Annotated in this window: 21 protein-coding genes; 11 read left to right on the top strand and 10 right to left on the bottom strand. The window is 67.5% G+C overall.

The features are described 5' to 3' along the window. Positions 1–9 precede the first annotated feature (9 nt). The 3 genes from NX784_RS11255 to NX784_RS11245 all read right to left on the bottom strand — a co-directional run bounded on the left by NX784_RS11255 (position 10) and on the right by NX784_RS11245 (position 3639). On the bottom strand, positions 10–1491 hold the full coding sequence (locus NX784_RS11255) for a hypothetical protein (protein ID WP_258816739.1): 1482 nt from the start codon (positions 1489–1491) through the stop codon (positions 10–12). Beyond that, a complete protein-coding gene (locus NX784_RS11250) occupies positions 1488–2984 on the bottom strand; it encodes a hypothetical protein (protein WP_258816738.1) in 1497 nt (498 codons plus the stop codon). Before NX784_RS11250 ends, NX784_RS11255 begins: the two co-directional genes overlap by 4 nt. A 133-nt stretch (positions 2985–3117) precedes the next feature. After that, a complete protein-coding gene (locus tag NX784_RS11245) occupies positions 3118–3639 on the bottom strand; it encodes a hypothetical protein (RefSeq protein WP_258816737.1) in 522 nt (173 codons plus the stop codon). Between the two features lie 112 nt (positions 3640–3751). Here NX784_RS11245 and NX784_RS11240 point away from each other — a divergent pair, with 112 nt between their 5' ends. Genes NX784_RS11240 through NX784_RS11230 form a run of 3 tightly spaced genes read left to right on the top strand, consistent with a single transcriptional unit; the run spans position 3752 to position 9139 of the window. After that, on the top strand, positions 3752–4789 hold the full coding sequence (locus tag NX784_RS11240; protein WP_258816736.1) for a M29 family metallopeptidase: 1038 nt from the start codon (positions 3752–3754) through the stop codon (positions 4787–4789). Between the two features lie 43 nt (positions 4790–4832). Continuing rightward, a complete protein-coding gene (locus NX784_RS11235; protein ID WP_258816735.1) occupies positions 4833–8228 on the top strand; it encodes an ATP-binding protein in 3396 nt (1131 codons plus the stop codon). Next, entirely contained in the window at positions 8225–9139 is a 915-nt protein-coding gene (locus NX784_RS11230) for a response regulator transcription factor (protein WP_258816734.1), read from the top strand. Before NX784_RS11235 ends, NX784_RS11230 begins: the two co-directional genes overlap by 4 nt. A gap of 3 nt (positions 9140–9142) precedes the next feature. Here NX784_RS11230 and urtE read toward each other — a convergent pair whose 3' ends face one another. From urtE to NX784_RS11200, 6 genes are read right to left on the bottom strand one after another with little or no spacing between them, the layout of a single operon-like run. Next, on the bottom strand, positions 9143–9841 hold the full coding sequence (gene urtE / locus NX784_RS11225) for an urea ABC transporter ATP-binding subunit UrtE (protein WP_258816733.1): 699 nt from the start codon (positions 9839–9841) through the stop codon (positions 9143–9145). Between the two features lie 2 nt (positions 9842–9843). Further along, positions 9844–10632 (bottom strand): urea ABC transporter ATP-binding protein UrtD, encoded by a 789-nt coding sequence (gene urtD / locus NX784_RS11220; protein ID WP_258816732.1) that lies wholly within the window; start codon positions 10630–10632, stop codon positions 9844–9846. After that, positions 10629–11753 carry an urea ABC transporter permease subunit UrtC gene (gene urtC / locus NX784_RS11215; RefSeq protein ID WP_258816731.1) on the bottom strand — a complete coding sequence of 375 codons (1125 nt, stop codon included), beginning with the start codon at positions 11751–11753 and terminating at the stop codon, positions 10629–10631. Before urtC ends, urtD begins: the two co-directional genes overlap by 4 nt. Then, positions 11750–13363 carry an urea ABC transporter permease subunit UrtB gene (gene urtB / locus NX784_RS11210; RefSeq protein ID WP_258816730.1) on the bottom strand — a complete coding sequence of 538 codons (1614 nt, stop codon included), beginning with the start codon at positions 13361–13363 and terminating at the stop codon, positions 11750–11752. Before urtB ends, urtC begins: the two co-directional genes overlap by 4 nt. Before the next feature lie 58 nt (positions 13364–13421). Further along, a complete protein-coding gene (urtA, locus tag NX784_RS11205; RefSeq protein ID WP_258816729.1) occupies positions 13422–14678 on the bottom strand; it encodes an urea ABC transporter substrate-binding protein in 1257 nt (418 codons plus the stop codon). Positions 14679–14705: 27 nt separating this feature from the next. Beyond that, positions 14706–15815, bottom strand: coding sequence for a porin (locus NX784_RS11200; protein WP_258816728.1), 1110 nt, complete (start codon positions 15813–15815; stop codon positions 14706–14708). 156 nt (positions 15816–15971) lie between these two features. Between NX784_RS11200 and NX784_RS11195 the strand changes: the two genes are divergently transcribed. From NX784_RS11195 to NX784_RS11160, 8 genes are all read left to right on the top strand, one after another. Next, entirely contained in the window at positions 15972–16811 is an 840-nt protein-coding gene (locus NX784_RS11195) for a phytanoyl-CoA dioxygenase family protein (protein ID WP_258816727.1), read from the top strand. Between the two features lie 47 nt (positions 16812–16858). Beyond that, complete coding sequence (locus NX784_RS11190) at positions 16859–18139, top strand: type II toxin-antitoxin system HipA family toxin (RefSeq protein ID WP_258816726.1); 1281 nt, start codon at positions 16859–16861, stop codon at positions 18137–18139. Between the two features lie 2 nt (positions 18140–18141). Next, a complete protein-coding gene (locus NX784_RS11185) occupies positions 18142–18726 on the top strand; it encodes a helix-turn-helix transcriptional regulator (RefSeq protein WP_258816724.1) in 585 nt (194 codons plus the stop codon). Positions 18727–18851: 125 nt separating this feature from the next. Beyond that, positions 18852–20915 carry a beta-galactosidase gene (locus tag NX784_RS11180; protein WP_258816723.1) on the top strand — a complete coding sequence of 688 codons (2064 nt, stop codon included), beginning with the start codon at positions 18852–18854 and terminating at the stop codon, positions 20913–20915. 103 nt (positions 20916–21018) lie between these two features. Continuing rightward, positions 21019–22329: a cytochrome C gene (locus tag NX784_RS11175; RefSeq protein ID WP_258816722.1), complete on the top strand. Its 1311-nt coding sequence runs from the start codon at positions 21019–21021 to the stop codon at positions 22327–22329. A gap of 30 nt (positions 22330–22359) precedes the next feature. Continuing rightward, entirely contained in the window at positions 22360–22641 is a 282-nt protein-coding gene (locus NX784_RS11170) for a high-potential iron-sulfur protein (protein ID WP_258816721.1), read from the top strand. Positions 22642–22728: 87 nt separating this feature from the next. Next, positions 22729–23619 (top strand): NmrA family NAD(P)-binding protein, encoded by an 891-nt coding sequence (locus NX784_RS11165; protein WP_258816720.1) that lies wholly within the window; start codon positions 22729–22731, stop codon positions 23617–23619. Positions 23620–23830: 211 nt separating this feature from the next. Beyond that, positions 23831–25108 carry a glucan 1,4-alpha-maltotetraohydrolase domain-containing protein gene (locus tag NX784_RS11160; RefSeq protein ID WP_258816719.1) on the top strand — a complete coding sequence of 426 codons (1278 nt, stop codon included), beginning with the start codon at positions 23831–23833 and terminating at the stop codon, positions 25106–25108. A gap of 19 nt (positions 25109–25127) precedes the next feature. On the opposite strand, the gene NX784_RS11155 is transcribed toward NX784_RS11160, so the two are convergent. Continuing rightward, on the bottom strand, positions 25128–26330 hold the full coding sequence (locus NX784_RS11155) for a GGDEF domain-containing protein (RefSeq protein WP_258816718.1): 1203 nt from the start codon (positions 26328–26330) through the stop codon (positions 25128–25130). Positions 26331–26699 lie beyond the last annotated feature (369 nt).

Raw genomic sequence — 26699 nt, 5'->3', positions numbered from 1 at the left:
CTGGTGGGTTCATCGGCCGAGCCGCACCTGCGCACCTTCGCGCAGGTCGAGCAACTGGTGGCCGAACATGGTTGTCTTCAGGCGGGCGACCTCGTTGCCCGCCTTGTCGTAGATCGGTTGCGTGGCCCCGGCCCGCGTGTGCACGGTGCGCAGTTCGTCCTCCACGACGAGCTGCACCCGGCGCGGCCGGCCGTACGCGTACGCGGCGCCGGCGCCCGCCGCCAGCAGCGCGAGGCCGCCGCCCAGCAATGCGACGAGCGGCCCGGAGCCGTAGTGGACGTGCACCTCGACGGGCAGCACGGCCGTCGACGCCTGGACGTCGGCCGGCGGCGTGAAGATGTCCGGCAGCGGGTCGCCCGGGAACAATGCCGCCATCCGCGCGCGGAACGCCTGCGACAGTTCCAGCTTCTGGCCCTGCAGGTGCAGCTCGATGCGGCCCGGCAGCACGTACGCGGACCCGGCGGATTTCAGCGCCGCCAGCGACCATTTGCCGGGCAGTTGCGCGACGGGCAGCTGCACGGTCGACACGAGCGGTTCCGTGCGGCCCGGCGCGAGCCCCGTGACGGCGGTCGTGTGCAGCTGAATCGGGCGGTTCTCGCCGCCCAGCACGGAGCGTGCGGACAGGGTCGCATCCTCGATCGTGTACGGATACATCGTGTTTTCCAGCTGCCAGCGGATCGTGGCGCTGGGCGTGCGCGCGTCCGGCGCGACGTCGGCGCGCAACCGGCCCGCCGCATCCATCGAGAACTCGACGCCGGGCGCGTCCTCGACCTTGCGCGGCACGAGGCGCACCGTGTCGCGGTCGAGCGGTTTCAGGCGCGCGGGCGGTTCCGTGATCACGCGCCGCACGCGCCCTGACGCGAGCAGCGCATCGAGGGCGCGCGCGCCGTCCGGGCCGACGGCGAACACGTACACCATCAGGCCGTTCGCGCGGTAGTGCTGGCCCTGCACCGGCATGCGCAGCGGGAACGCGAGCGCCTTCGTGATCCTCGCGCCCTTGTGGATCAGCGCATAGAATTCGCGGTTGCGCTGGGCGGTCGCCTGGTCGTTGTTCGGGCTGTTGCGGTTGTTCGTCACGAGCCAGACGAGGCCGCCCTTCCCGTCCAGCACGCGGCTGATCGTCGTCTCGACGGCCTCGCCCAGGTCCGTGTCGGCGAGCGCAGCACCGCCAGGCTTCCGCGCCGTGTCCAGCCCCGCCAGCGCCGCCTGCACGTGCGCGGCAGTGGCGTCGGTCACCTGCTCGGACAGCAGCGCGCGCGGCGACGGCGCACCGGGCAGCGACTGGTTGAATGCCGCGAGCACGAGCGCGTCGCCCGGCTGCGCGACGCTGCCCGCCAGCGCCGCCACCAGCGGCTTGAACGGCGAGTGCGGGTCCGTATAAAACGGCTCCATCCAGCCCGAGTTCTGCACGAGCACCACTTGCGGCACGGCCCACGCGGGCGCGATGCCGCACAGCGCGAGAAGCAGGATGAAAACGCGGGCGGCCCTCACGTCGGCACGTCCAGGTTCCAGCCGCGGATCCGGTTCCAGTCTGGGTGGTGCAGCCACAGGCGGTTGGCGTAGACGAAGGGGACGCACTCGAGCGGCCGCGCGAGGCGCGCCACTTCGTCCAGGATCACGTTGCGCCGGCCGATCCACTCCACCGTGGTGCGGGCGATCACGCGGTTGGCCAGCGCATCTTCCGCGCGGCCCGTGTATTTGTGGAAGCGCAGCACGAGGCCGCTGGGCTGGCTGCGGTTATTGTTGAAGCTGCGCAGCAGCGGCAGCACGAGGGAATCGTCCTCGTGCTGGTCTTCGACGTGCTCGCCGGACCACGGCTCGTCGACGACGGGATGGCCGCGCCGGAACAGCAGGTTGGCGAAGCCGAGGCGCGCGCCGTCGATCGCTTCGCGCTGCGGCCGTTCCACGCCCAGTTCGAGGAATGAATACGACTGGCCGTCGTGCCCGATCAGCCACATGCGGCCGTCGCGGCTCAACGTTGGGCCGCCGAGGTCGAGGCTGGGCAGCCACGTGTCGGGCCACGCGAGCCGGCGCGGCGCCTCGCCCGGTCGCCACACGAGCTGGCCCTCGCCGTGCAGCCAGAACAGTTGGCCGTCGTAGCCGATGGGACGCGTCCAGCCGGTCAGCGGCAGCGCGCCGCAATCGAATTGCGGGCCCGGGGACAGGTCGGCACCCAGCGCGCACAGGCCCAGCGTGCCGCCCGGATTGCGCACGAGGACGCCCAGCTGGCGCCGCATCAGTCCGGGCGCCGCGACGACGGGCGCAGCCAGCACGGCCTCCGTGCGGCACGTCTCGCTGACGGGATTCACGCCGAGGCGGTACAGCCCGCGCGCCGTGGGCACGAGCGCCACGTCGCCGCGCCGCGCGGGCACCTGCAGGTGCGTCATCGGCAGCCAGCCGTAGTCGGATGCGCCGAACGCGAGATCGGCCGTGCCCTCTTCCGGCACCATCACGTGCCAGACCTCGGCCAGCGGATCCCAGTATTGCAGCACGCCGCGCCCCGGCGCCAGCGCGAGCAGGCGCTGTTCGGGAAAGCCGTAGGTGCCGGCCGCGAACACGCAATGGGCGTTCGGCGGCGGCGGCATCGCGGTGTCGAAGCGGCCGACCTCCGGCGCGGGCGGCCGTTCCTCGAGGCTGTCGCCCAGCGCCAGCGACGTCACGGGCAGGCCGTGCGGCACGTGGCGGGGCAGCAGCGCGTCGGCGTACGGCCCCCACCAGTCCGGATGGCGCTCCGGCGCGGCGCCGAGGCGTGCGAGCGGCCGGCCGCAGGTGGGGCAGAACGCGAACCCTTCCGGATAGATGGCCGCGTGGTCGCACGACTGCGGCAGCGAGGCGCCGAGCAGGTGCGCGCAGTCGGCCAGGCGGCCGCGCGCGGCGGCCTGCCAGTCGATCCGGCCCAGCCCGTCGCTGGACGCCAGCTCGAACTGCCCGCTGCGCTCGTCCTCCAGCCAGACGCTGGTCGGCGTTTCCCATCGGTATGCCATGCGCTCACCGTCGATTCGTCAAAAGGATCGCGGGCCGCTCAAACTCGGGCCCGTTATCGTTTTGGAATCATAGCGCCGGGATCAAGGCGACGGCGCCCTGTTCACGGAGTAGCGCGTAGCTGTGCTTCCGGGATCAAATACCGGGCCGGCCTGGGGAACTTTCGGACGCATCGACTGCCGCGCGGCTCACGCTGCGGATTTTCCAGGTGCCGTTGTCCAGCGCCATCGTCAGCACGACGTCGTGCTGCGCATCGCCCCCGCCATCGAGCGTGACGAGGACGTCGGCCGTGCGCGCCTGGCGGCGCAGGACGGCGGTGCGCACGGGCGCGCGCAGCCAGGCGCCGCGGATGCGCGACGACTGCAGGAAGTAGTCGCCCGCGCCCTGGCCGCGTGCCAGCAACTGGTCGACGAGGGGTTGCGCGACGTACGCATGCAGACGTTCGTAGCGGTCGGACAGCGGGTCCTGGTCGGCATCGAGCGTCGCCAGGAACCAGTCGTAGAATTCCGCGGCCACGGCCTCCGGCGCGCGCACGGTGGGCGCCGCGATCGCCGCGCCGTGGGCAGGCGGCAGCGGTCCCGCGAAACCCGTCAGCGCGGCCGCCAGCAGGATCGACGCCGACTTACGCTTAAGGAAATTTCCTTTATGAATCAACATGATGGCACTCCCAACAACCTGACTGTGCCGCATTCCAGCCGGCCGGACCGTGAGCTGCCGCAAGCATGCCGAGCACGTATAATGCCGGGTTGTCTCCCTTCCGCTTGATGCCATGACGCCCTCCGACGCCCTGCCTGCCGCCGCCATCGCCGCCGCCACCGCGCACCTGCGCGACGTGCTCGCGATCGCGCTCGACCACACGCCCGAGCGGCGCGCGCTGGTCGTGTTCGACACGCGCACGGCCCTGGCCCGGGCCCTCGTCGACGCGTACCGCGCGAACCTGCCGGATGCCACCTTCATCGACTTCGACACGGTTGTGTCGGACCACGTGCTGGCGACGTTCCGCACCTTGGCCCCGCAAGACCTCGTCGTGCTCGTGCAGTCGACGAACTTCCGCCTGGACGGCTTCCGCCTGCGCGTGGAACTCTTCAAGCTGGGCCTGAAGGTGATCGAGCACGTGCACCTGTCCCGCATGCCCGGCGCGCAGGGCGAGCACTACATCGAGGCGCTGGCCTACGACCCGGCGTACTTCCGCAGCGTCGGCCACGCGTTGAAGGCCCGCATCGACGGCGCCCGCCGCGCCGAGGTGCATGGCGGCGGCGACGTCCTCGTGTTCGACTCGCCGCTCGAACCCGCGAAGCTGAACGTGGGCGACTATCGCTCGATGAACAATGTGGGCGGCCAGTTCCCGATCGGCGAAGTGTTCACGGAAGCGCAGGACCTGGAAACCGTCAGCGGCCGCGCGCAGGTGCACGTGTTCGGCGACACCTCGTACCTCGTCAACCGGCCCGAGTCTCCCATCACGCTCATCGTCGACAAAGGCCGCGTGGTGGGCACGGAGAACGCCACGCCCGCGTTCCAGGAAGTGCTGGACATCATCCGCCGCGACGAAGGCGAAGTGTGGGTCCGGGAGCTGGGCTTCGGCATGAACCGCGCGTTCACGCGCGAGCGCCGCGTGGACGACATCGGCACGTACGAGCGCATGTGCGGCATCCATTTGTCGCTCGGTGCCAAGCATGGCGTGTACGCGAAACCCGGATTCAAGCGCAAGGATGCCCGTTACCACATCGACGTATTCGTCGTGACGGACGCCGTGTTCCTGGACGACGAGCGCGTGTACGCGGACGGGACCTGGACGGTCCGGGAGTGACGCCTGCCGGGTAGCGGGCCCGGATCTTGCTTAAGTTTTGAGCATGGATACCGCCGCCCAGCCACCCGCCCGCGACACCGAACCGCCGCTCAGGATCGTCAAGATCCGGCGCGACTACAACACCTGGGTCGCCGACGAAACCATCGAGGATTACGCGCTGCGTTTCACGCCGCGCTCGTTCCGCAAGTGGTCCGTATTCCGCGTCGCGAACACGGCATTCGGCGCCATTTCGTTCCTCGTGCTGGAAGCGATCGGCGGCACCATCGCCGTCAACTACGGCTTCGAGAACGCGTTCTGGGCCATCGTCGCCATCGGCGTGATCATCTTCGCCACCGGCCTGCCGATCAGCTACTACGCCGCCCACCACGGCGTCGACATGGACCTGCTCACGCGCGGCGCCGGCTTCGGCTACATCGGCTCGACGATCTCCTCGTTCGTCTACGCGTCGTTCACGTTCATCCTGTTCGCGCTGGAAGCGGCCATCATGGCCTATGCACTGGAGCTGTACTTCGGGCTGCCGCTGTACGTCGGCTACCTCGTCAGCGCGCTCGCCGTGATCCCGCTCGTGACGCACGGCGTGACGCTGGTCAGCCGCATCCAGATGGTCACGCAGCCCGTGTGGCTCGCGCTGCTCGCGCTCCCGTTCATCGCCATCGCCGCCAGAAAGCCGGACCTGATTGCGCAGCTGGGGCGCTTTTCGGGGCACGGAGGGGCGCACGGTTTCGACATCCTGCAGTTCGGCGCCGCGACCGCGGTCGGCGTCGCGCTCATCACGCAGATCGGCGAACAGGTCGACTTCCTGCGCTTCATGCCCGAACGGACGCCCGCCAACCGCGTGCGCTGGCACCTGGGCGTGCTGGCGGCCGGTCCGGGCTGGATCGTGCTCGGCATGGCGAAGATGCTGGGCGGCGCGCTGCTGGCGCTGCTCGCGATCGAGGGCGGCGCCACGCTCGCGCAGGCCGTCAATCCGAACCAGATGTACCTCGCCGGTTTCCGCCAGGTGTTCGGCAGCGGCAGCCTGGCCGTGCTGGCGACGGCGCTGTTCGTCGTCGTCTCGCAAGTCAAGATCAACATGACGAACGCGTATGCCGGCTCGCTGGCCTGGTCGAACTTCTTTGCCCGCCTCACGCACAGCCATCCGGGGCGCGTCGTCTGGGCCGTGTTCAATGCGCTGATCGCCGTGCTGCTGATGGAGCTGGACGTGTTCCAGGCACTGGAACAGGTGCTCGGCCTGTATTCCAACGTCGCGATCGCGTGGATCACGGCCGTCGTGGCCGACCTCGTGATCAACAAGCCGCTGGGTCTCAGTCCCAAGGGTATCGAGTTCCGCCGCGCCTACCTGTACGACATCAACCCGGTCGGCGTGGGCGCGATGCTGCTCGCGTCGACGCTGTCGATCGCCGCGTTCACAGGCCTGTTCGGCGCCCACGCGCGGGCGTTTTCCGCATTCATCGCGCTGGCGACGGCGCTGCTTGCGGCACCGCTGATCGCCTGGGCCACGCGCGGCAAATATTATCTCGCCCGTCCCGTCGCCGGCTGGCCGGCCTCCGCGCGCACGCAGACGTGCTGCATCTGCGAAAAGGAATACGAGACGGACGACATGGCGCACTGCCCCGCCTACCAGGGCCCGATCTGCTCCCTGTGCTGCTGCCTCGACGCCCGTTGCGGCGACGCCTGCAAGCCGCACGCGCGCTTCGCGCAGCAGTGGGAATCGGCCGCGAAGGCGCTGCTGCCCGTGTCCATGTGGCCCTACATGACGAGCCGCCTGGGCCACTACCTGCTGTTGATGGTGACGACCGCGTCGCTGCTCGGCGGCCTGCTCGCCCTGCTGTACGTGCACGAGCGGGTCGCGCTCGGCGCAGCCGCCAGCGCCGTCATGGTCGACGCGCTGCGCCTGACCTTCGTGAAGGTCTTCGGCGCACTGGTGCTGGCCGGCGGCATCGTCGCGTGGTGGCTCGTGCTGACGAGCGAGAGCCGGCGCGTCGCGCAGGAGGAATCGAACCGCCAGACGAGTCTCCTGCAGCGCGAGATCGAACTGCACGGCCGCACGGACGCCCAGCTGCAGCAGGCGAAGCGCCAGGCCGACCACGCCAACCAGGCCAAGAGCCGCTACATCGCCGCCATCAGCCACGAGATCCGCACGCCATTGAACAGCATCCTCGGCTACGCCCAGCTGCTCGACAACGATGCGGCGATTCCCGCGCCGCGCCGCCAGGCGATCCGCGTGATCCGGGGCAGCGGCGAACATTTGCTGTCGCTGATCGAAGGCTCGCTCGACATCGCGCGCATCGAGGGCGGCAAGTTCAGTTTCGACATCCGCACCTTGGCCTTCCCCGACTTCCTCGGCCAGATCGTCCGCATGTTCGAGCAGCGGGCGCGCGACAAAGGCCTCGCGTTCCGCTACGAGGTCGACGGCCCGCTGCCCGACTGCGTGCGCGCCGACCGCAAGCGGCTGGGCCAGATCCTGATGAACATCCTCGGCAACGCCGTCAAGTTCACGGCCCGGGGCGAGGTCGTGCTGCGCGTGCGCTACGCGCGCGAGATGGCGGCGTTCGACGTCCAGGACAGCGGCCCCGGCATCCTGCCCGACGAGGTCGAAAAGATCTTCGAACCGTTCGCGCGCGGCAGCGCGGGTGCCGCCGTCGGCGCGGGCGGTACGGGCCTGGGACTGCCCATCAGCCGCATGCTCGTGCAACTGATGGGCGGGCAGCTGACGGTCGACACGACGCCTGGCCTCGGCAGCACGTTCAAGGTGCGCCTGCAGCTGCCGCGCGTGCACGCGCCTGCGCCCGCGCAAGCCGTCCCCGCGTTCGCGCCGGCCGGCTATGCGGGACCACGGCGCCGCATCCTCGTCGTGGACAACGAACGGAACGACCGCGAGCTGCTGGTGAACATCCTGGCACCGCTCGGCTTCGACACGGCGCAGGCCGAGACGGGCGCAGAGTGTCTCGCCCACTGCGCGCACGCACTGCCGGACCTGATCCTGATGGACCTCGCGATGCCCGTGATGGACGGCTGGGAAGCGAGCCGCATCCTGCGCCGCGAACGGGGCGTCACCGTGCCGATCCTGATCGTCTCGGCCAACGCGTACGACAAGGAGCTCGAGAACCCGGCCGGCATCGCACCGGAAGACTTCATCGTCAAGCCCGTCAATGTCGGCGAGCTGCTGGAGCGGATCGGCGCACGGCTCGATCTCGACTGGATCATGCAGGCCGAGCCTGCGCCCGAACGCCCCCTGGTGCGCTTCCCACCCGCAGCGCAACTGGACGCCCTGCGCGAACAGCTGTCCCTGGGCTATGTGCGGGGCATCACGCGCCAGCTCGACTCCATCGCCGCGCTCGACCCGCAATACGCCCCCTTCGCCGACACCCTGCGCGCCCTTGCCGCGCGCTTCGACCTGGAAGCGATGTCGGCCTTCCTCGACCAAGGAACACCATGAGCGACAAACCTTTCGACCGCCGTGCCGGCCAGGTGGTCCTGATCGTGGACGACGTGCCGGAAAACCTCGCCGTGCTGCACGATGCGCTGGACGAATCGGGGTACACGGTGCTCGTCGCGAACAACGGCGCGGCGGCGCTCGACCGCGTGCGCCAGGTCGTGCCGGACGTGATCCTGCTCGATGCCGTCATGCCGGGCATGGACGGCTTCGACGTCTGCCGCCGCCTGCGCGCCGACATCGCCACGCGCGCCGTGCCCATCATTTTCATGACGGGCCTGACGGAGACCGAGCACGTGGTGGCCGCGTTCGACGCGGGCGGCACGGACTACGTGACGAAGCCCGTGCGCCAGAGCGAGGTGCTGGCCCGGATCGCGTCGCACCTGCACACGGCACGGCTGATGCACCAGGCGCGCAGCGCGCTGGATGCGTTCGGCAACGCCGTACTGGCGGTGACGCCGCACGACGGCCGCATCGTCTGGCAGACGCCGCTGGCGCGCCAGTGGATGCAGCACTGGTTCGGCGCGGACCAGGATGGCGCCGGCACGCCGGCGCAACTGGCCGCCTGGCTTGCCACGGTGCCCACGCAGCCGCTGACCGTGATCCGCGGCTCGGCGCGACTCGTCTTCACGGCCGCCGACACCCGCTCATCCGAACAATGGATGATCGTGCTGCGGGAGGAATCGGACACGGCACGCGTGCAGGCCCTGATGGCCCTGTTCCGGCTGACGCAGCGCGAATCGGAAGTGCTGCACTGGGTCATCCAGGGCAAGACGAACCGCGACATCGGCGACATCCTCGGCATGAGCCCGCGCACGGTGAACAAGCACCTGGAGCACGTGTTCGAGAAGCTCGGCGTCGAGACGCGGACGGCCGCCGCCACCTTGGCCACGAACCGCATTCGCGCGGCGTAGGCGTCACACGGCCAGGTGCCGCCTGACATGGTCCCCGTCCATCTCGTCCGCCGTGCCGCCGGCGACGACCTCGCCGCGCGACAGCACGACGAACTTGTCGGCCAGCGCGCGCGCGAAATCGAAGTACTGCTCGCACAGCAGGATGCCGATGTCGCCGCGTTCGCGCAGCAGCCGGATCACGCGCTCGATGTCCTTGATGATCGAGGGCTGGATGCCTTCCGTCGGCTCGTCGAGGATGATCAGCGCGGGCCGCTGCAGCAGCGCGCGGGCGATGGCCAGCTGCTGCTGCTGGCCGCCCGACAGGTCGCCGCCACGCCGGCCCAGCATCTCCTTCAGCACGGGGAACAATTCATAGACCTCGCCGCCGATCCGCGCCGCCTCGCGCCTGGACAAGGTGGCCATTCCCATCATGAGGTTTTCCTCGACCGTCAGGCGCGCGAAGATGTCGCGGCCCTGCGGCACGTAGGCGATGCCGTCCGCCGCGCGGCGGTGCGGCTTCAGGCGCGTGATGTCGCGGCCGTTCCACGTGACGGTGCCGCGCGCGACGGGCAGCACGCCCATCAGGCACTTGAGCAGCGTGGTCTTGCCCACGCCATTGCGGCCCAGCAGAGCCATGCACTGGCCCTTTTCCACCGTCAGCGACACGCCGCGCAACGTGTGCGACGAGCCGTAGTACTGGTTCAGGTGTTCGACCTGCAGCATGCTTACCTCCCCAGATAGACTTCGATGACACGCTCATCGGCCTGCACGTCGTCCATGCGGCCCTCGGCCAGAACCGACCCTTCGTGCAGCACGGTGACCTTGCCCTGCTGCGCGATCTCGGCCACGAACCCCATGTCGTGCTCGACGACCATGATCGAATGCTTTCCGCGCAATTCGTTCAGCAGCTCCGCCGTGCGCGCCGTCTCCGCGTCGGACATGCCGGCGACCGGCTCGTCCAGCAGGATCAGCTGCGGCTCCTGCATCAGGAGCATGCCGATCTCGAGCCACTGCTTCTGGCCGTGCGACAGCAGGCCGGCCAACCGGTCTTCCTGGCCGTGCAGCCGAATCTGGCGCAAGGTCGCGGCGATGCGGTCTTCCTGTTCGGACGTCAGGCGTGCGAACAGCGTGGGGCGCACGCGCTTGTCCATCTTCATCGCCAGTTCCAGGTTCTCGAACACCGTGTGCTGCTCGAACACGGTCGGGCGCTGGAACTTGCGGCCGATGCCGGCGTGCGCAATCTCCGTTTCCGTCATCTTCGCCAGGTCGAGCGTCTGGCCGAAGAAGGCACTGCCGGACGTCGGCCGGGCCTTGCCCGTGATGACATCCATCATCGTCGTCTTGCCGGCGCCGTTCGGGCCGATGATGCACCGTAATTCGCCGACCGAGATGTCGAGGGTCAGCTTGTTCAGCGCGCGGAAGCCGTCGAACGAGACGGTGATGTCGTCCAGGTACAGCACGGCGCCGTGGCGCGTGTCCACGCCGTCGCGCTTCAGGGTCATGTCGAGGCTCATGCCGTTTCCTCCTTCGTCGCCACGGGCGCCCTGCGGCCCGGCAGGATGCGTGCGATGGCCGGCAGCGTACCGAGGATCCCTCGGCGCATGAACAGCGTCACGAGAATGAACAGCAGGCCCAGTGCGAACAGCCACAGGTCGGGGAACGCGGCCGTGAACCAGCTTTTCAGGCCATTCACGGCGAACGCGCCGACGATGGGGCCGACGAGCGTGCCGCGGCCGCCGATCGCCACCCACACGACCATCTCGATCGAGTTCGCCGGCGACATCTCGGACGGGTTGATGATGCCGACCTGCGGCACGTACAGCGCGCCCGCGATGGCGCACAGCACGGCGGACAAGGTCCACACGAACAGCTTGAACGCGAGCGGGTCGTAGCCGATGAACATCAGGCGCGATTCCGCATCGCGCACGCCCTGCAGCACGCGGCCCAGTTTCGAGCGGACGATCCAGCGGCACAGCAGCAGCGCGCCCACGAGCAGCGCCAGCGTGGCCAGGTACAGCACGACGCGGGTGCCCGGCGCCGTGATCGGGTGACCGAGGATGCGCTTGAAGTCCGTGAACCCGTTATTGCCCCCGAAGCCCGTGTCATTGCGGAAGAACAGCAGCATACAGGCGTACGTCATGGCCTGCGTGATGATGGAAAAGTACACGCCCTTGATGCGCGAGCGGAACGCGAACCAGCCGAACACGAACGCCAGCAGGCCGGGCACCAGCACGACGAGGAGCATGCAGTACCAGAAGTGGTCCGTGAACGCCCAGTACCACGGGTAGTCCTTCCAGTCGAGGAAGACCATGAAGTCGGGCAGCACGCTGCCGTAGCTGCCGTCGCGGCCGATCGCGCGCATCAGGTACATGCCGTGAGCGTAGGCGCCCAGCGCGAAGAACGTGCCGTGGCCCAGCGACAGGATGCCGGTGTAGCCCCATACGAGGTCCAGCGCCAGCGCGGCCAGCGCATAGCACATGAATTTGCCGACGAGGCCCAGCATATAGCCGGAAACGTGCAGCGGATGCCCGTCCGGGAATGCCAGGTGCAGCACGGGCAGCAGGCCTGCCGCGAACGTGCACGCCATCAGCGCGGCCCAGGCACGGGGCGGGAATAACGATGCGGTGCGGTTCATTCGATGCTCCTGCCCTTCAGCGCGAACAGGCCCTGCGGCCGGCGCTGGATGAAGACGATGATGAAGACGAGGATGCAGATCTTGGCCATGACGGCGCCGGCCAGCGGCTCCAGGAATTTGTTGATCTCGCCGAGGCCCAGCGCACCGAGCACGGTGCCCGCCAGCTGGCCGACGCCGCCCAGCACGACGACCATGAACGAGTCGACGATATACGACTGGCCGAGGTCCGGCCCGACGTTCCCCAGCTGCGACAGCGCCACCCCACCGAGGCCCGCGATGCCGGAGCCGAGGCCGAACGTCATCATGTCGATGCGGCCCGTGGGCACGCCCACGCAATCGGCCATGCGCCGGTTCTGCATGACGGCACGCACGAACAACCCGAGGCGCGTCTTGTTCAGCACGAGCCACACCGCGGCGACGACGAGCACGGCGAACACGATGATGGCGATGCGGTTGTACGGCAGCACGAGGGAACCCAGCACCGTCACGCCGCCCGACATCCACGCGGGATTCGCGACCTCCACGTTCTGCGCGCCGAACACGGTGCGCACGGCCTGCATCAGCATCAGGCTGATGCCCCAGGTGGCGAGCAGCGTTTCCAGTGGCCGCCCGTACAGCCAGCGGATCACGCTGCGCTCCAGTACGACGCCGACCGTGAAGGCGACGAGGAACGCGGCCGGCAGCGCGGCTGCGAGATACCAGTCGGCGGCGCCAGGCAGGTAGTGGCGGAACAGCGACTGGCATACATAGGTCGTGTAGGCGCCGATCATCAGCAGTTCGCCGTGCGCCATGTTGATGATGCCCATCAGGCCGAACGTGATGGCCAGGCCCAGCGCGGCCAGCAGCAGCACGCTGCCCAGCGAGACGCCATAGAACAGATTGCCGATGATCTCGTTGCGGGTGCCGCGCCGGTCGATCGCGCGCAGCGCGGTGCCGGCCGCGGCACGCAGCGCGGCGTCGGGTTCGGCGTAGCTGCCGTCCGGGTTCTGCGCCAGCATCGCCTGCAGCTGCGGGCGCAGCGCGGCGTCGCCGCTGTCGGCCAGCGCCGTCACGGCCGCGAGCCGGCGAGCCGGGTCGGGCGAGCCCAGGTCGGCGCGCGCGACGAGCCGGGCCAGCTGCGCCCGGATGTCCGCATCCGTCTCGTGCGCGAGCGCCTGGCGCAGCAGCCGGGCCTGGGCCGGGTCGGCATCCTGCGCCTGTAGCGCGCGCACGGCGGCCAGGCGCTCGTCGCGCGCGGGCGCGAGCAGCGCGAGGCCCGACAGCGCGGCCTGCACGGCGCCGCGCAGGCGGTTGTTGACGACGATGCCGTCGACGCCATCGGGCAGCGGCAGCGCCGCGCCGGTGGCGGCGTCGCTGGCGGCGCCGTCGTGGACGATCAGCACCTGGCCGGACGGCGTCGCGGCCAGCTCGTCGTCCAGCAATGCCTGCAGCACGCGGCGCGCATCGACAGTGCCCGTCGCGGCGATGCCGGCGACGGCGGCGACGCGGGCATCGGGGTCGTCGCCCGCCAGCGGCCGCAGCACGGCCGGATCGATGGCGGCGTGCGCCAGCGCGGGCAGGGAAAGCGCGAGCGCGAGCGCGGCCAGCATGTGTTTGAAGAGAGGCTTCATCGTGGTTCCAATCCGGGTTGCCGCCGTCCCGCGGGCGCGGGCATGGCGGCGTGCGACATCACAGATTCTGCTTGCCCTCGTTGCCCTTGATGTACGGGCTCCACGGCTGCGCGCGGATGGCTTCCTTGCTCTTCCAGACGACGGAGAACTGGCCGTCGCCCTTGATCTCGCCGATCATCACCGGCTTGTGCAAGTGGTGGTTGGTCGGATCCATCACGAGCGTGTAGCCGGACGGCGCCTTGTAGGTCTGGCCGCCCATCGCCGCGATCACCTTGTCGGTGTCGGTCGATTTCGCCTTCTCGACGGCCTGCGCCCACATGTGGATGCCGACATAGGTCGCTTCCATCGGATCGTTGGTGACGGCCGTCGCGGCATTCGGCAGGTGCTTGGCCGCGGCGTACGCTTTCCACTTCTTGACGAAGTCCGCGTTGGTCGGGTTCTTGACGGATTCGAAGTAATTCCAGGCCGCCAGGTGACCGACGAGCGGCTTCGTGTCGACGCCGCGCAGCTCTTCCTCGCCGACGGAGAATGCCACGACCGGCACGTCCGTCGCCTTCAGGCCCGCGTTGCCCAGCTCCTTGTAGAACGGGACGTTCGAGTCGCCGTTGATCGTGGAGATGACCGCGGTCTTGCCGCCAGCCGAGAACTTCTTGATGTCGGCGACGATGGTCTGGTAGTCGGCGTGGCCGAACGGCGTGTACACCTCCTTGATGTCGTCGTCCTTCACGCCCTTGCTGTGCAGGTAGGCGCGCAGGATCTTGTTCGTCGTGCGCGGGTACACGTAGTCGGTGCCCAGCAGGACGAAGCGCTTGGCACCGCCGCCGTCCTTGCTCATCAGGTACTCGACGGCGGGAATCGCCTGCTGGTTCGGCGCGGCGCCCGTGTAGAACACGTTCTTCTCGAGTTCCTCGCCTTCGTACTGCACGGGGTAGTACAGCAGGCCGTTGAGCTCCTTCACGACGGGCAGCACGGACTTGCGCGACACCGACGTCCAGCAGCCGAAGATGGCGACGACGTGGTCCTTCGCGATCAGCTGGCGCGCCTTTTCCGCGAACAGGGGCCAGTTCGACGCCGGGTCGACGACGACGGGCTCGATCTTCTTGCCGAGGACACCGCCCTTGGCGTTGATCTCGTCGATGGCCATCAGGGCGACGTCCTTCAGCGACGTCTCGGAAATCGCCATCGTGCCGGACAGCGAATGCAGGATGCCGACCTTGATCGTGTCGGCGGCGTGGGCGGACAGGCCGCTCGCCAGCAGGGCGGCGCCGGCGGCCACGCGGGTGAGGGACGAAATGAAATTGCGGCGGTTGGTCATGGTGAGCCTCGCGATGGAATGGATTGATCAGTACTGCAGCTGAAGGGTGACGGCGAACTTCGACTGGTTCGGCATGTTCGTGACCGTGGTGCGCGAATACAGGGCAGCCAGCTGGGCGTTGTAGCCGTCGATGACGTAGTTGACGCCGACGTCGCCCTGGCGCGTGTCGATGCCCGTGTCGGCCGCGAACTTCTGGTAGCGCACGAACGGCTGCAGGCGGTTGACGATGTAGCCCACGGCCACCAGCCACGCCCTGCCCTGCTCGGACTTGACGACGTTGTCCGTGTCGTAGTCGTACCAGGCGCCTTCCAGCGACACGGCGCCCGCGCCGGACAAACGCTTCTCGAGCAGGAAGTCGACGTTCCACGAGCGGTAGTCGCCGACGGCGGCAGGCGTCAGCACGCCGTCCTTCTGCGTGCGCGCGGCGACGCCGACGGCGAGGATGTCCTTCGTGCCCAGGTAGTTGCCGGTGCCGTAGTAGCCCGGCTCCGCATCCCAGAAGTCGTACTGCAGCCGGCCCGCGACCATCGGCTTGTCGGATGCCTTGATGCCGGCGGCCTTCGCCTCGTTCTGCGTGAGCGAGCCGATGCCGAACGTGTGGCCCTCGAACGCGCCGATGGAATAGCCCAGCTTCCCGTCCAGCAGGTTGCCCCACACGACGGCGCCGTCGTCGCGGCCGCGGAAGATGCCGCCGTTGTAGCCGTAGCGCGAAGCCACCCCGGCCCAGTAGCCGCCGCCCAGCGAGTAGTACGGCCCCGCCATGTTGGCGCGGTCGCTCGGCGACAGCAGGCGCCCTGCCCAGACGTTCAGTTCGGGAGAGAAAGCGAACTCGCCGGCGGCATCCAGCACGCGGACCTTGTCACCATCCCATTCGGTGCTGAACATGCCCTTGATCTGCTGGTTCAGCGACGCGCCCAGATAGATGCGGGCGCTGTCCAGGTTGAAGTCGTTCGACCGCGAGCCGTCCGGCGCGCCGTGTTCGGCGTTCGTGTAGCTGGTGCGCATGCCGAAGCCGATGTTCACCGACTGGTCCGGTCCGATGTTCACGGTCGCGCCGGCCCTCGCGTCCAGTGCGGAAAAGCTTCCCGCGATCCCGATCAGTGCCAGCAGCGCGGCCTTGTTCCCTAGTGACGCCATTCCCGTCCTCCCATGCGTGGTTATCGTGTCACCATCATCGCCAGCGGGAGGCGGCAGCACCATACGTCAGGTTACGTAGTCGCGTTTGCGGCACGGCGCTTGTCGCCGCCGCCGCCATCCTGTTTTAAGATATGTCGACAACGGAGAAAGGACACCATGCTCACGACGGAACAACGCGACCGCTACCAGCGCGACGGCTACATCGTCATCCCGAGTTTCAAATCGCTTGATGAGATCGCGCGCCTGCGCGCACGTGCGGGCGAGATCGTCGACGCGTTCGACCCGACGGAATCGCGCGCCATCTTCACGACGCGCGACCAGGCCCAGGCCAGCGACGCCTGGTTCCTCGGCTCGGACAACACGATCCGCTGTTTCTTCGAAGAGGAAGCCTTCGGGCCGGACGGCCAGCTGAAGCAGGCGAAGGCCCTGTCGATCAACAAGATCGGCCACGCGATGCACGACCTCGACCCCGTATTCCAGGCGTTCACCCGCGACGCGAAGCTGGCCGCCGTCGCGCGCGACCTCGGGCTGGCGCAGCCGCAGGTATGGCAGTCGATGTACATCTTCAAGCAGCCGGGCATCGGCGGCGAGGTGCGCTGGCACCAGGACGCGACGTTCTTCGACTCGACGCCGATCAGCGTGACGACGTTCTGGTTCGCGCTGGAAGACGCGACGATCGAAAACGGCTGCCTGTGGGTGGAACCGGGCGGCCACCGCGGCCCGCTGCGCGAACGCTTCCTGCGCGACGGCGACGCGATCACGATGGAAAAGCTGGACAGTACGCCGTGGCCGGACGACAGCACGGCCGTCCCGCTCGAAGCGAAGGCGGGGGACCTCGTCTGCTTCCACGGCCTGCTGCCGCACTACAGCGCGCCGAACCGCTCGCCCGTGTCGCGCCATGCGTTCACGTTGCACGTGACGGATGCGCGCACGGCGTACTCGCCGCGCAACTGGATCCAGCGGGATGCCGATTTTCCGGTACGGGGGTTCGACTGATATACTGATCCGGTATCTTTTAATGCACTTTTAAAAAGAAACCGGACATGGATTGTCACATCGAGATTTTTCACGAAGGCCAGTGGCTGGAAGCTGCGCACGCTAGCTTCCCCGATGTGGTGCGCAACGGCTTCCGGTCGAACGACTGCGTGTTCGAATACGACCTGCTGTACGCGTTCGGCGATGCGCCGGCGCCCGTCTCGCTTGTGATCCCGGTGGACGCGGACCGCCACGTACGGACAACCTGGCCCGCGTTTCTCTATGACCTGGTACCGCAAGGTAACGGCCGCAGATTCCTGCTCGACCATCTGAAGCTTCCTGATGCCCAGGCGTCGGACTTGCCGTTGCTGTGCGCCGGTGCGTTCAACCCCATCGGACGCCTGCGCGTACGGGAAGCCGTCCACTATTACGAACGGCATGTCGAACGCCATGATCTCGCTGCCACCGGTTTCACGTTCGACGAATTGCTCGCGCGCTCGCCCGACTTCCACGAAATGATAATGGTGCATGGCATGCTCGCCACGGGCGGCACCGGCATCCAGGGTGTCGCACCAAAGTACCTGCTGACCCAGGACCATGACGGCACATGGCATCCCGACGCGGCGCTGCCCGATGCGCGGGCTCGACGCCATTACATCATCAAGCGCCCGCGTGGCCCCTCCGAGGCCGACCGCAAGGTCTTGCGCAACGAAGCCCGTTACATGGAAGTCGCGCGACGCTTCGGCATCCGCAGCTTCGACGTCCCCGAGCTGCATGGCGACATGCTGTTCATCCCGCGCTTCGACCGCCGCGCCCAGGATGGGCAGGTTTTGCGGTTCCATCAGGAGAGCGTCGCTTCGATCGCCGGCCTGGCAGGTTTCGGTACGCAGGCCGACCAGTTCGAACTGCTGAAAGCAATCCGACGCGTCGTCGATGCGCCACTCGACGAGACCGTCGAGTTCATCCGGCGCGACGTGCTCAACCTGGCGATGCGCAACACGGACAACCATGCGCGCAATACCGCCGTGCAGACCGTCGACGGTATCACGCGCCTCACGCCGCTGTTCGATTTCGCGCCGATGTACCTGGACCCAGAAGGCATCACACGATCGGCGCGCTGGTACCATCCGGAGAGCCGCAAGGAACTGAGGAACTGGGCCGACATCCTGGCGCAGTTGGCCTTGCCCGAGCAAGAGCGTGCGCACGTTGTCGAGGCCCTGGTGCGGTTCGGCGAAGAACTGGCGGCCCTGCCCGAGTGCATGCGCGACGTGGGCGTCGATGAGGACATCGTCGATTTCGTCACACCCAGCATCGAAGCGCAACGTACCCAACTTCTAGCACTGAGATAGGCATGAGCAAACGAAAACCGTTGGACAAGGCAGAGGCCCGCGAGCGGCGCAACCGGATGCTGGAGACCGCGGCCGCGGCCAGGCTGTCGCTCACCGACGGCGTACGCGAGATGCGCGCGATTGCCGGCATGACGCAGGAAGAATTCGCGCGCCACCGCGGCGTGAGCGCACGGGTGATCAAGGCGATCGAGCTTGATCAGGCAAACCCCACCGTGGCGACGATGAACCGGATCGGGCAATTCTTCGGCCTGCAGGTGGGGTTCGTGCCGATCGAACGGGCATCGCAGGGTGATGGCTTGGCGCAGCCCGCGATCGCCAACGTCGGGCACGGCGACGTCACGTTTTCAGATGCCATTCGCGCGGTCGCCCAATTGCAGCAGGACCTTCTTGCGCGCATGCGCGAACTCGACGAAATGGCTGCCAACCTGGGTGCGACCAAGGGACGCGCCGTGGAGCCGCCACCAACGACGCCGCACAGCGGGACCGACTCGTCGCCTGCGAAAGCCGAGGCCAGGCGCCGTACGCAAAAAGATACCGCGACAAACAAGATCGACACGGCCAAGAAAAGAGCCTCTCGCTCGACTTGAGGCATTCCGGATGCACTGAAGGGTTATTGGATTTCATCCGGCGGATTGACGGTTTTCGCAATTGCGGCACGCCGCGACCCCTCGCAGAATCGTGACGATCACCCCGATATCAGCGAATCCATCCCATGAAGTTCACCACACTCGCCGGCGCCTGCGCGCTGGCACTCGCGGCACTCGCCCCCATCGTCGCATCCGCGCAGAACGCCGATGACCATCCCGACTGGCCCGGCGCCGGCCAGCTGTTCGTCGGCACCAACTACCAGCCGTTCGACCGCAGCGGCCACGAGCAGATCGAGCACGACATCCAGCGGATGAAGGACGCCGGCTTCAAGGTCGTGCGCATGGGCGACCTGGCCTGGGATTCCTTCGAGCCCGCCGAAGGCAAGTTCGACTTCCGGCTGTTCGACTGGATCATGGACCGCATGCACGCCGCTGGCCTGAAGGTCATCATGGACATCCCCGGCCAGCCCGCCCCCATCTGGATGCACAAGAAGTATCCCGGTGTCGACGTCGTCGACCAGCATGGCGCGCGGCTTGACCCCGCCGAGCGCTACATGGACGATACGAGCGACCCCGATTACCGGCGGCTGCTCGTGCGCCTGGCCGATACGATGACCAGGCGCTACGCGAAGCATCCGGCGCTGTTCGCGATCGGCTACAACAACGAAAGCGGCAACGGCATGGTGTCGTACTCGGAGGCCGACCGCCAACGCTTCATCGGCTGGCTCAAGCGCAAGTACGGCACGGTGGCCGCGCTGAACAAGGCCTGGGCCACGCAGCGGTGGTCGCGCCGGCTCGACAGCTGGGACGAAGTGCGTCTGCCGTACATCGACGGCGTCGGTCCGTACGAGCGCTACCTCGACATGCGCCGGTTTTGGTCGGAACAGACCATCGACGTCCTGAAACTGCTCGAGGCCGTGCGCAAGAAGAATGTGCCGGACAAGCCGGCCATCTCGAACCTGTGGGACAGCGCCGGGCGCAAGGGCTTCGACATGCTGGCCACCTACCGCGACTACGTCAGCTATGGCGCGATGGGCTTCTATCCCGGTGATCCGCTGGGCGCCGGCTTCGAATCGACCATGATGCGCGCGGGGATGAACGCGCCGATCTGGTTCAACGAGTTCACCGCCGGCGGTCCCGGCTACTACGGCACGCCGGGGCGCTCGCGCATGTGGGCCCATTTCGGCCTGCTGATGGGCGCGCAGGCAGTGCTGCCCTGGACGTGGCACAGCCATCACGGTGGCGAGGAGCAGGCGCTGTTCGGCCTGATCGACCACGACGACCGCGCGTCGTGGAAGCTCGACGAGTTCGCGACCATCGCGAAGGAATTCGCCAAGCTGGAAAAGCTGGGCTTCCCGCGCCTGCAGCAGCCCAAGGTGGCCATCGCCTACGCGTTCGACAACATGATCGCCACGAACCTTCCCAGGGAAGGCATCAGCAACACGGTGCGGCCGTACATCAACCCGGGCTACATGAGGCAGGCGCACGACGCGTATGCGCCGCTGTTCAGGGACAACATCGACGTGGCCGTGATCCACATCGGCCACGAGGACCTGAGCCGCTACAAGCTCGTGATCGTGCCCGGCCTGTACCTGCTCGACGCGGCATCGAGGACGAACCTGCGCAAGTTCGTCGCCGACGGCGGCACCGTCATCATGACGGCGCAGTCGGACAAGGTGGACGACCACAACCAGTGGTTCGACACGCCGCTGCCCGGCGGCCTGACCGACGTCTTCGGCCTGCGCACCAACGCGTTCTACAACGCGGGCCCGCTGCAGACGACGATCGCCGGCGAGGAGATCAAGGCCGACCTCGGCGCATACGAGGTGCTGGAGCCGTCCACCGCCGACGTGCTGGCGCGCTTCTCGAACGTCGACGGCAAGGCACCCGCCATCACCGTCAACCGCTTCGGCAAGGGTCGCGCGATCTACGTCGCCACGGCCGCGCAGCCGCAGATCATGAAGCCGCTGTACCACACGCTGTACGCGAGCCTGGGCATCGCGCCCGGGCCGGTGACGCCCGACGGGGTGTATGCGCGCGTCGTCGACGGGCGCACGCTCTACGTCAACACGACGAGTGAGCCGAAGGATGTGGCGATCGACGGTGCGATGGACGGCGTGCTCTCGGGCAAACGGTGGTCGGGCGTGCTGCGCCTGGACCCGATGGGCGTCGACCTCCTGCAGAAGTAACGCGCATGCATTGAACGTTGTCCGTCCCCGGCGGGATTAACCGGAACTCCCCGCGGCACGTCGCGCGGGCGAGGTCTGGGTCAATCCTAGCGAGGGCATCGTCATGACATCCATCTTCAAGATCCCGTGGCGGCTGGCGATCGTCGCCGTCGCGCTGGCGTGCTGCGCGCCTGCGGCCAAGGCCGTCCCCAGCTTCGCGCGCCAGACCGGGCTGGACTGCTTCACCTGCCACGTCAGCTGGCCGGAACTGACGCCCACCGGCAGGCAGTTCAAGCTGAACGGCTATACCTTCGGACGACGGCTGGCCTTCCCCGTGGCCGGCATGCTGCAGGTGGCCTACTCGAGTACGCGGAAATCCGACGACAGCTTCCGGCAGAATTTTCCGCTGGACCGCGACGTCGTGCTGCAGCAGGTCAGCCTGTTCTACAACGGCAAGCTCAGCGACCACGTCGGCATCTTTTCCCAGGCGACGTTCGACGGCGTCGAGCATCGCGCCAGCATCGACAACGTCGACCTGCGCTATGCCAACCACCTCAGCCTCGCGTCGAACGACCTCCTCTACGGCTTCACCTTGCACAATAACCCGCAGGTCCAGGACGTCTACAACACGACGAGCACCTGGGGCTTTCCGTTCAGTTCCTCGCCGACGGCGAACGTGCCGGCCGCCGCCCCGCTGATCGAGAACCTGGCGCAGCAGGTCGCCGGGATGGGAGCCTACGTCATGTGGCGCAACACGATCTACGCGGAAGTCACGGGCTACCGCACGAGCAACCACCTGTTCTCGCCGCTGCGGCTCGGTGTCGAACGGGACACCGCCGCCGCGCTGCGCGGCTTTAACCCGTACTGGCGGCTGGCGGCGCAGCACGAGTGGGACGGCGGCAAGCACTCCGCGATGATCGGCACGTATGGTCTCGTGGCGAACGTCTTCCCGGACAACCAGGTGCTGACGGGACCGACGGATCACTTCCGCGACCTCGGCGTCGACGCGCAATACCAGTACGTCACCGACCGGCACCGGATCTCGGCCCAGCTCAACTACACGCGCGAATGGCAGCGCTGGAACCCGGATGCGCAGACGAGCAACCGCACCGACAGACTCGACGCGTTCCGCGCGAAGGCCACGTATTACTACGACAAGCGCTACGGCATCAACGTGGGCCGCTTCAGCGTCCATGGCTCGGCCGACAGCGGCCTGTACGACACCGGCGAGGCGGTCACCGGCAGCGGTACCGGCAGCCCCGACAGCGCCGGCACCATCATGGAATTCAATTATCTGCCGCGCCGGGACGTACGCCTGATGCTCCAGTTCACGCACTACAACAAGTTCAACGGCGCAAGAGTCAATTACGACGGCTTCGGCCGCAAGGCGTCCGACAACGACACCGTGTACCTGGTCGGCTGGTTCATGTTCTGAATCGACGGCTTCCGGCAAGGAGATACCATCATGAACGACCACGACCCGACGCGCCGCCGCGTGCTGCGCACATTGACCGCCGCGCTGCCGGTCGCGGTGGCGCTGCCGCTGCTCGGCAGCAGCGCACCGGCCCGCGCCGGCAGCGCGCGCAAGGAAGACTTCCACTACCAGGACCACCCGAACGAAGGCCGGCACTGCGCCAACTGCACCGCGTTCGTCGCACCCACGGACGGGCAGGCGTTTGGCACGTGCAACATCGTCGCCGGCCCGGTCAGTCCCGACGGCTGGTGCATGGCCTTTACGGCTAGGTAGCGCACGATTGGTCACTCCTGACAAAACCTGTCAGGAGCGCGCGTTAACATTGTCGGCTCGTCATCCCGGCAATGAAAGGAGTTCGCCATGCATATCATCATCGGAGGAACGGGCCACGTCGGCTCGGCGACGGCGCGCGCACTGCTGCGCCGCGGCGAGCCGGTCACGGTCGTCACGCGCAACGCGGGCCACGCGGCCGACCTGCGGGCGGCCGGCGCGAAGGTGGCCGTGGCCGACGTGCGCGACGTGCACGCGCTGCGCGCGATCCTGCGCACGGGCACGACCGCGTTGCTGCTGAATCCGCCGGCCGCGCCGTTCACGGACACGGATGCCGTCGAGCGCGCGAATGCCGCGGCCATCGTCGACGCCGTGACGGGCTCGGGATTGCGCAAGGCCGTCGCTGTCTCCACGTTCGGCGCGCGGCCCGGCGACCCGTGCGGCGACCTCACCGTGCTGTTCGAATTCGAAGAAAAGCTGCGCGCGCAGGCGGTGCCGGTCGCCGTCAACCGCGGCGCCTACTACATGAGCAACTGGGCCGACATGCTCGATAGCGTGCGCCACCGCGGCAAGCTGCCCAGCTTCTTCCCGGCCGACGCCGCCATCCCGATGGTCGCGCCGAGCGACCTGGGCGAGGCGGCCGCGCGCCGGCTGCTGGAAGGCCCCGGGCACACGGACACCTGCTACATCGAAGGACCGCGCCGCTACACGCCGGGCGACGTCGCCGCCGCGTTCGCGCAGGCGCTGGGACGGCCCGTGGACGTCGACGTCATCCCGCGCCACGCGTGGGAACAGACGTTCCGCCAGCTCGGCTTCTCCCCGGCGGCGGCGCGCACGTATGCCTGCATGACGGGCACGGTGCTGGACGAGCAGGACCGCTGGCCGGAGTCGCCCGAGCGCGGTCCGACGACGCTCGAGGACTTCATCCACGACGTTGTCCGCCACGCGCAGGCCGACCGGCATCAATCCCGGCACGCTTGATGTTGCGCAAATCGCACGTATTAAAACTACACACTTTATGCGATTTAGATTGACACCAAAATACGCATAGCTAAGAATCTCCCCCGTCGGGCACGAAAACCATACAGAATGATCGCCCGATACGTAGTAAAAGTACCTGGCTGAGCAACGGACTTTTGCACGACCTCCGTTGACCGGCCGGGACCTTACCCGTACACATCGGAGGAGAAGCATGAAGAAGAGCACCATCGTCGCCCTGCTGGCGGCGGGCATGATGACGTCCATGGCGGCCGCGACGCAGGCCGCCACCCCCACCCAGCAGGCCGGCGGCAGCACCGCCATCGTCCTGCAGGGTTTCCACTGGAACTCGGCCAATTATTCGGGACCGGACTGGTACAACACGCTGCTGAACAACGTGGGCGACCTGAGCAATATGGGGTTCACGCACGTGTGGTTCCCGCCGCCATCGGATTCCGGCGCCAAGGAAGGCTATCTGCCGCGCCAGCTGAACAAGCTCGATTCCAGCTACGGCAGCTCGGCAGAACTGACGAACGTCGTCAACGCCTTCAAGAACAAGGGCGTGAAATCGATCGTCGACGTCGTCGTCAACCACCGCGTGGGCACCACGGGCTGGTCCGACTTCACGAACCCGAACTGGACCACGTATTCCATCGTCAACAACGACGAGTGCAACTGCGGCCTGGGCGCTGCCGACACGGGCCAGGGCTTCAGCGGCGGGCGCGATCTCGCGCACACGAACGTGGGCGAAGTCCAGAACGGCATCATCAACTGGCTGAACTACACGTTGAAACCGGTGGGCTTCTCGGGCCTGCGCTTCGACTACGTGAAGGGCTTTTCCGCCAGCTACGTGGGCCAGTACGCGAACGCGTTCGCACCCGATTTCTGCGTGGGCGAGATGTGGCCGGACTCGTTCGACCTGAACAACCTGGACGCGAACCGCCAGGCCATCATGAACTGGATTAACGGCACCAGCAACAGCTGCGGCGCGTTCGACTTCACGACGAAGGGCATCCTCAACGACGCCCTCGCCAACGGCAACTACTGGCGCCTGAAGGCGACTGACGGCAAGCCGCAGGGCGCCATCGGCTGGTGGCCGGCGATGTCGGTGACGTTCGTCGACAACCACGACACGGGTCCGGCCGAAAGCTGCGGCACGGGCCAGAACCTGTGGCCGGTGCCGTGCGGCGCCGTGATGGAAGGTTACGCGTACATCCTGTCGCACCCGGGCATCCCGACCGTGTTCTACCCGCACATCTACAACTGGAACCTCAAGACGCAGATCGCGGCGCTGATGGCGGCCCGCAAGAACGCGGGCGTGACGTCGACGTCGGCCGTCGCCATCCAGCAGGCCACGCAAGGCCTGTACGCGGCCATCATCACCGGCAACACGCACCAGCTGGCGATGAAGATCGGCCCGAACAGCTGGAGCCCGGGCGCCGGCTGGACCTTGCAAACCTCAGGCAACAACTACGCCGTCTGGATGAAGTAATCGTCCCGGACCATGCGGCTCAGGTGCCCACCGCCTGCAGCCGCGCCGGGTGGCCGTGCTCCGCCAGGTCGCGGCCGTGCACGCTGACGCGGTTGCGGCCGTGCTGCTTGGCGTGGTACAGCGCCTCGTCCGCGCGGCGCAGGATGTCCTCCCATTTCTGGTCGTGCGCGTCCAGCGCGGCCACGCCCACGCTGACCGTCATCGGGACGGCCTCGCCGTCGACGGTCAGCGGCGCGCCCGCCACCACCTCGCGCAGGCGTTCGGCGACCACGCACACGCCGCTCAGGTTTTCGCCGACGACAAGCACCGCGAACTCCTCGCCGCCGATGCGGAACAGCGCATCGTAGCCGCGCAGCACACGCGCCGACAACGCGGTCACGTGGCAGATCGCGGCGTCGCCCACGCCGTGGCCGTAGCGGTCGTTGATGGGCTTGAAGTGATCGATGTCGAACGTGATGAAGAACAGCGCGGTGCCCGTGCGGCGGCTGCGGCGGAATTCGCGCGAGGCGATGTCGTGCAGCGCGCGCCGGTTCAGCCAGCCGGTCAGCACGTCCGTCAGCGACGCGCGCCGCAGCGCCAGCGTCTGCTGGTGGGTGACGATCAGCGCGCAGCACATCGTCGCCAGCGACAGGTACACGAGCATCGCCAGCGCGCCCCAGGTGCGCGACAACTGCCCGTGCAGGAGCTGCGGCGGGACACCGTCGGCGCCCACGATCACGAGCCGCACGACGAGCTGCAGCGCGGACAGCAGCTGCAGGGCGATCAGCGGCAGGTATGACGCCCGCACCTCGCCTTCGCCGCGGCGCCACAGCAGCCAGGCCGACGCCACGTTGAGCGCGCAGATCACCGGCGCGAACAACGCGAGCCGGACCAGGTGTGCCCCCTGCATCACGGGCAGCGCGTGCACGGCCAATGCGCCCAGCGCAAGCAGCCCGCCCCATCCCCAGTGCGGCGCCAGACGCAGGTGGCGCCGGACACCCGCCAGCATCCCGAACTGGCCGCCGACGTGGAACGCGTTGACACAGGCAATGAAGCCGAACGGGATCGCCTGCAACTGCAAGCCGATCGCGGCCGCCACGCTGCTCAAGGCGAAGCAGACGGCAGCCAGCGTCCAGTCGATGAGGCACGCCTGGCGCGCGCTGGCGAGGTAGAGCAGGCCCATGCCGGCCGCCATCGTGAGCGCCGCAAGTGCGGTCGCCACGACGAGTGTAAACGCATCCATCTGATCCCCTGGCGAATGACAACGTCGTCATTCGAATTTCAATTCCATAAGTATAAAACTCTTGCCTATATGTAAATCTATCCAATTGTTTCAATTACAACTTTCATGCGGCCACGCGGCATGGGTGGCCAGCGAGGTTCTGACGGCGGCGAGGGTCACGGTGTCCGCGCGCATGTCCGATGCGTGTCCATTGCCGTGTCCGCATGTCCGACCGTATCGTCAGCGCCACGCCAGGCGTTTTGTATCAACGTTGTTACAAATCAAACGACATCCTGACCGAATGGCAAGACTAGAATATTTTCCTTCTTTCAACCATGAATGCAGGGTAAATATGATACGTTTCCCGATCGGACTGGCGGCTGTATGCCT

The sequence above is a fragment of the Massilia pinisoli genome, assembly GCF_024753285.1.
In the GTDB taxonomy this organism is placed as follows: Bacteria; Pseudomonadota; Gammaproteobacteria; order Burkholderiales; family Burkholderiaceae_D; genus Telluria; species Telluria pinisoli.
Note: the sequence above shows the minus strand (reverse complement) of the source record. Positions and strands in the feature narration are given on the sequence as shown.

What these genes read in the sequence shown, in the direction of transcription:
- NX784_RS11230 (WP_258816734.1), top strand. Translation starts at nt 8,225, where the DNA reads ATGAGCGACAAACCTTTCGACCGCCGTGCCGGCCAGGTGGTCCTGATC.
- urtA (WP_258816729.1), bottom strand. Translation starts at nt 14,678, where the DNA reads ATGACCAACCGCCGCAATTTCATTTCGTCCCTCACCCGCGTGGCCGCC.
- NX784_RS11180 (WP_258816723.1), top strand. Translation starts at nt 18,852, where the DNA reads ATGAAGTTCACCACACTCGCCGGCGCCTGCGCGCTGGCACTCGCGGCA.
- NX784_RS11195 (WP_258816727.1), top strand. Translation starts at nt 15,972, where the DNA reads ATGCTCACGACGGAACAACGCGACCGCTACCAGCGCGACGGCTACATC.
- urtD (WP_258816732.1), bottom strand. Translation starts at nt 10,632, where the DNA reads ATGAGCCTCGACATGACCCTGAAGCGCGACGGCGTGGACACGCGCCAC.
- urtB (WP_258816730.1), bottom strand. Translation starts at nt 13,363, where the DNA reads ATGAAGCCTCTCTTCAAACACATGCTGGCCGCGCTCGCGCTCGCGCTT.
- NX784_RS11240 (WP_258816736.1), top strand. Translation starts at nt 3,752, where the DNA reads ATGACGCCCTCCGACGCCCTGCCTGCCGCCGCCATCGCCGCCGCCACC.
- NX784_RS11245 (WP_258816737.1), bottom strand. Translation starts at nt 3,639, where the DNA reads ATGTTGATTCATAAAGGAAATTTCCTTAAGCGTAAGTCGGCGTCGATC.
- NX784_RS11165 (WP_258816720.1), top strand. Translation starts at nt 22,729, where the DNA reads ATGCATATCATCATCGGAGGAACGGGCCACGTCGGCTCGGCGACGGCG.
- NX784_RS11155 (WP_258816718.1), bottom strand. Translation starts at nt 26,330, where the DNA reads ATGGATGCGTTTACACTCGTCGTGGCGACCGCACTTGCGGCGCTCACG.
- NX784_RS11235 (WP_258816735.1), top strand. Translation starts at nt 4,833, where the DNA reads ATGGATACCGCCGCCCAGCCACCCGCCCGCGACACCGAACCGCCGCTC.
- NX784_RS11200 (WP_258816728.1), bottom strand. Translation starts at nt 15,815, where the DNA reads ATGGCGTCACTAGGGAACAAGGCCGCGCTGCTGGCACTGATCGGGATC.
- NX784_RS11250 (WP_258816738.1), bottom strand. Translation starts at nt 2,984, where the DNA reads ATGGCATACCGATGGGAAACGCCGACCAGCGTCTGGCTGGAGGACGAG.
- urtE (WP_258816733.1), bottom strand. Translation starts at nt 9,841, where the DNA reads ATGCTGCAGGTCGAACACCTGAACCAGTACTACGGCTCGTCGCACACG.
- NX784_RS11170 (WP_258816721.1), top strand. Translation starts at nt 22,360, where the DNA reads ATGAACGACCACGACCCGACGCGCCGCCGCGTGCTGCGCACATTGACC.
- NX784_RS11190 (WP_258816726.1), top strand. Translation starts at nt 16,859, where the DNA reads ATGGATTGTCACATCGAGATTTTTCACGAAGGCCAGTGGCTGGAAGCT.
- NX784_RS11175 (WP_258816722.1), top strand. Translation starts at nt 21,019, where the DNA reads ATGACATCCATCTTCAAGATCCCGTGGCGGCTGGCGATCGTCGCCGTC.
- NX784_RS11160 (WP_258816719.1), top strand. Translation starts at nt 23,831, where the DNA reads ATGAAGAAGAGCACCATCGTCGCCCTGCTGGCGGCGGGCATGATGACG.
- urtC (WP_258816731.1), bottom strand. Translation starts at nt 11,753, where the DNA reads ATGAACCGCACCGCATCGTTATTCCCGCCCCGTGCCTGGGCCGCGCTG.
- NX784_RS11185 (WP_258816724.1), top strand. Translation starts at nt 18,142, where the DNA reads ATGAGCAAACGAAAACCGTTGGACAAGGCAGAGGCCCGCGAGCGGCGC.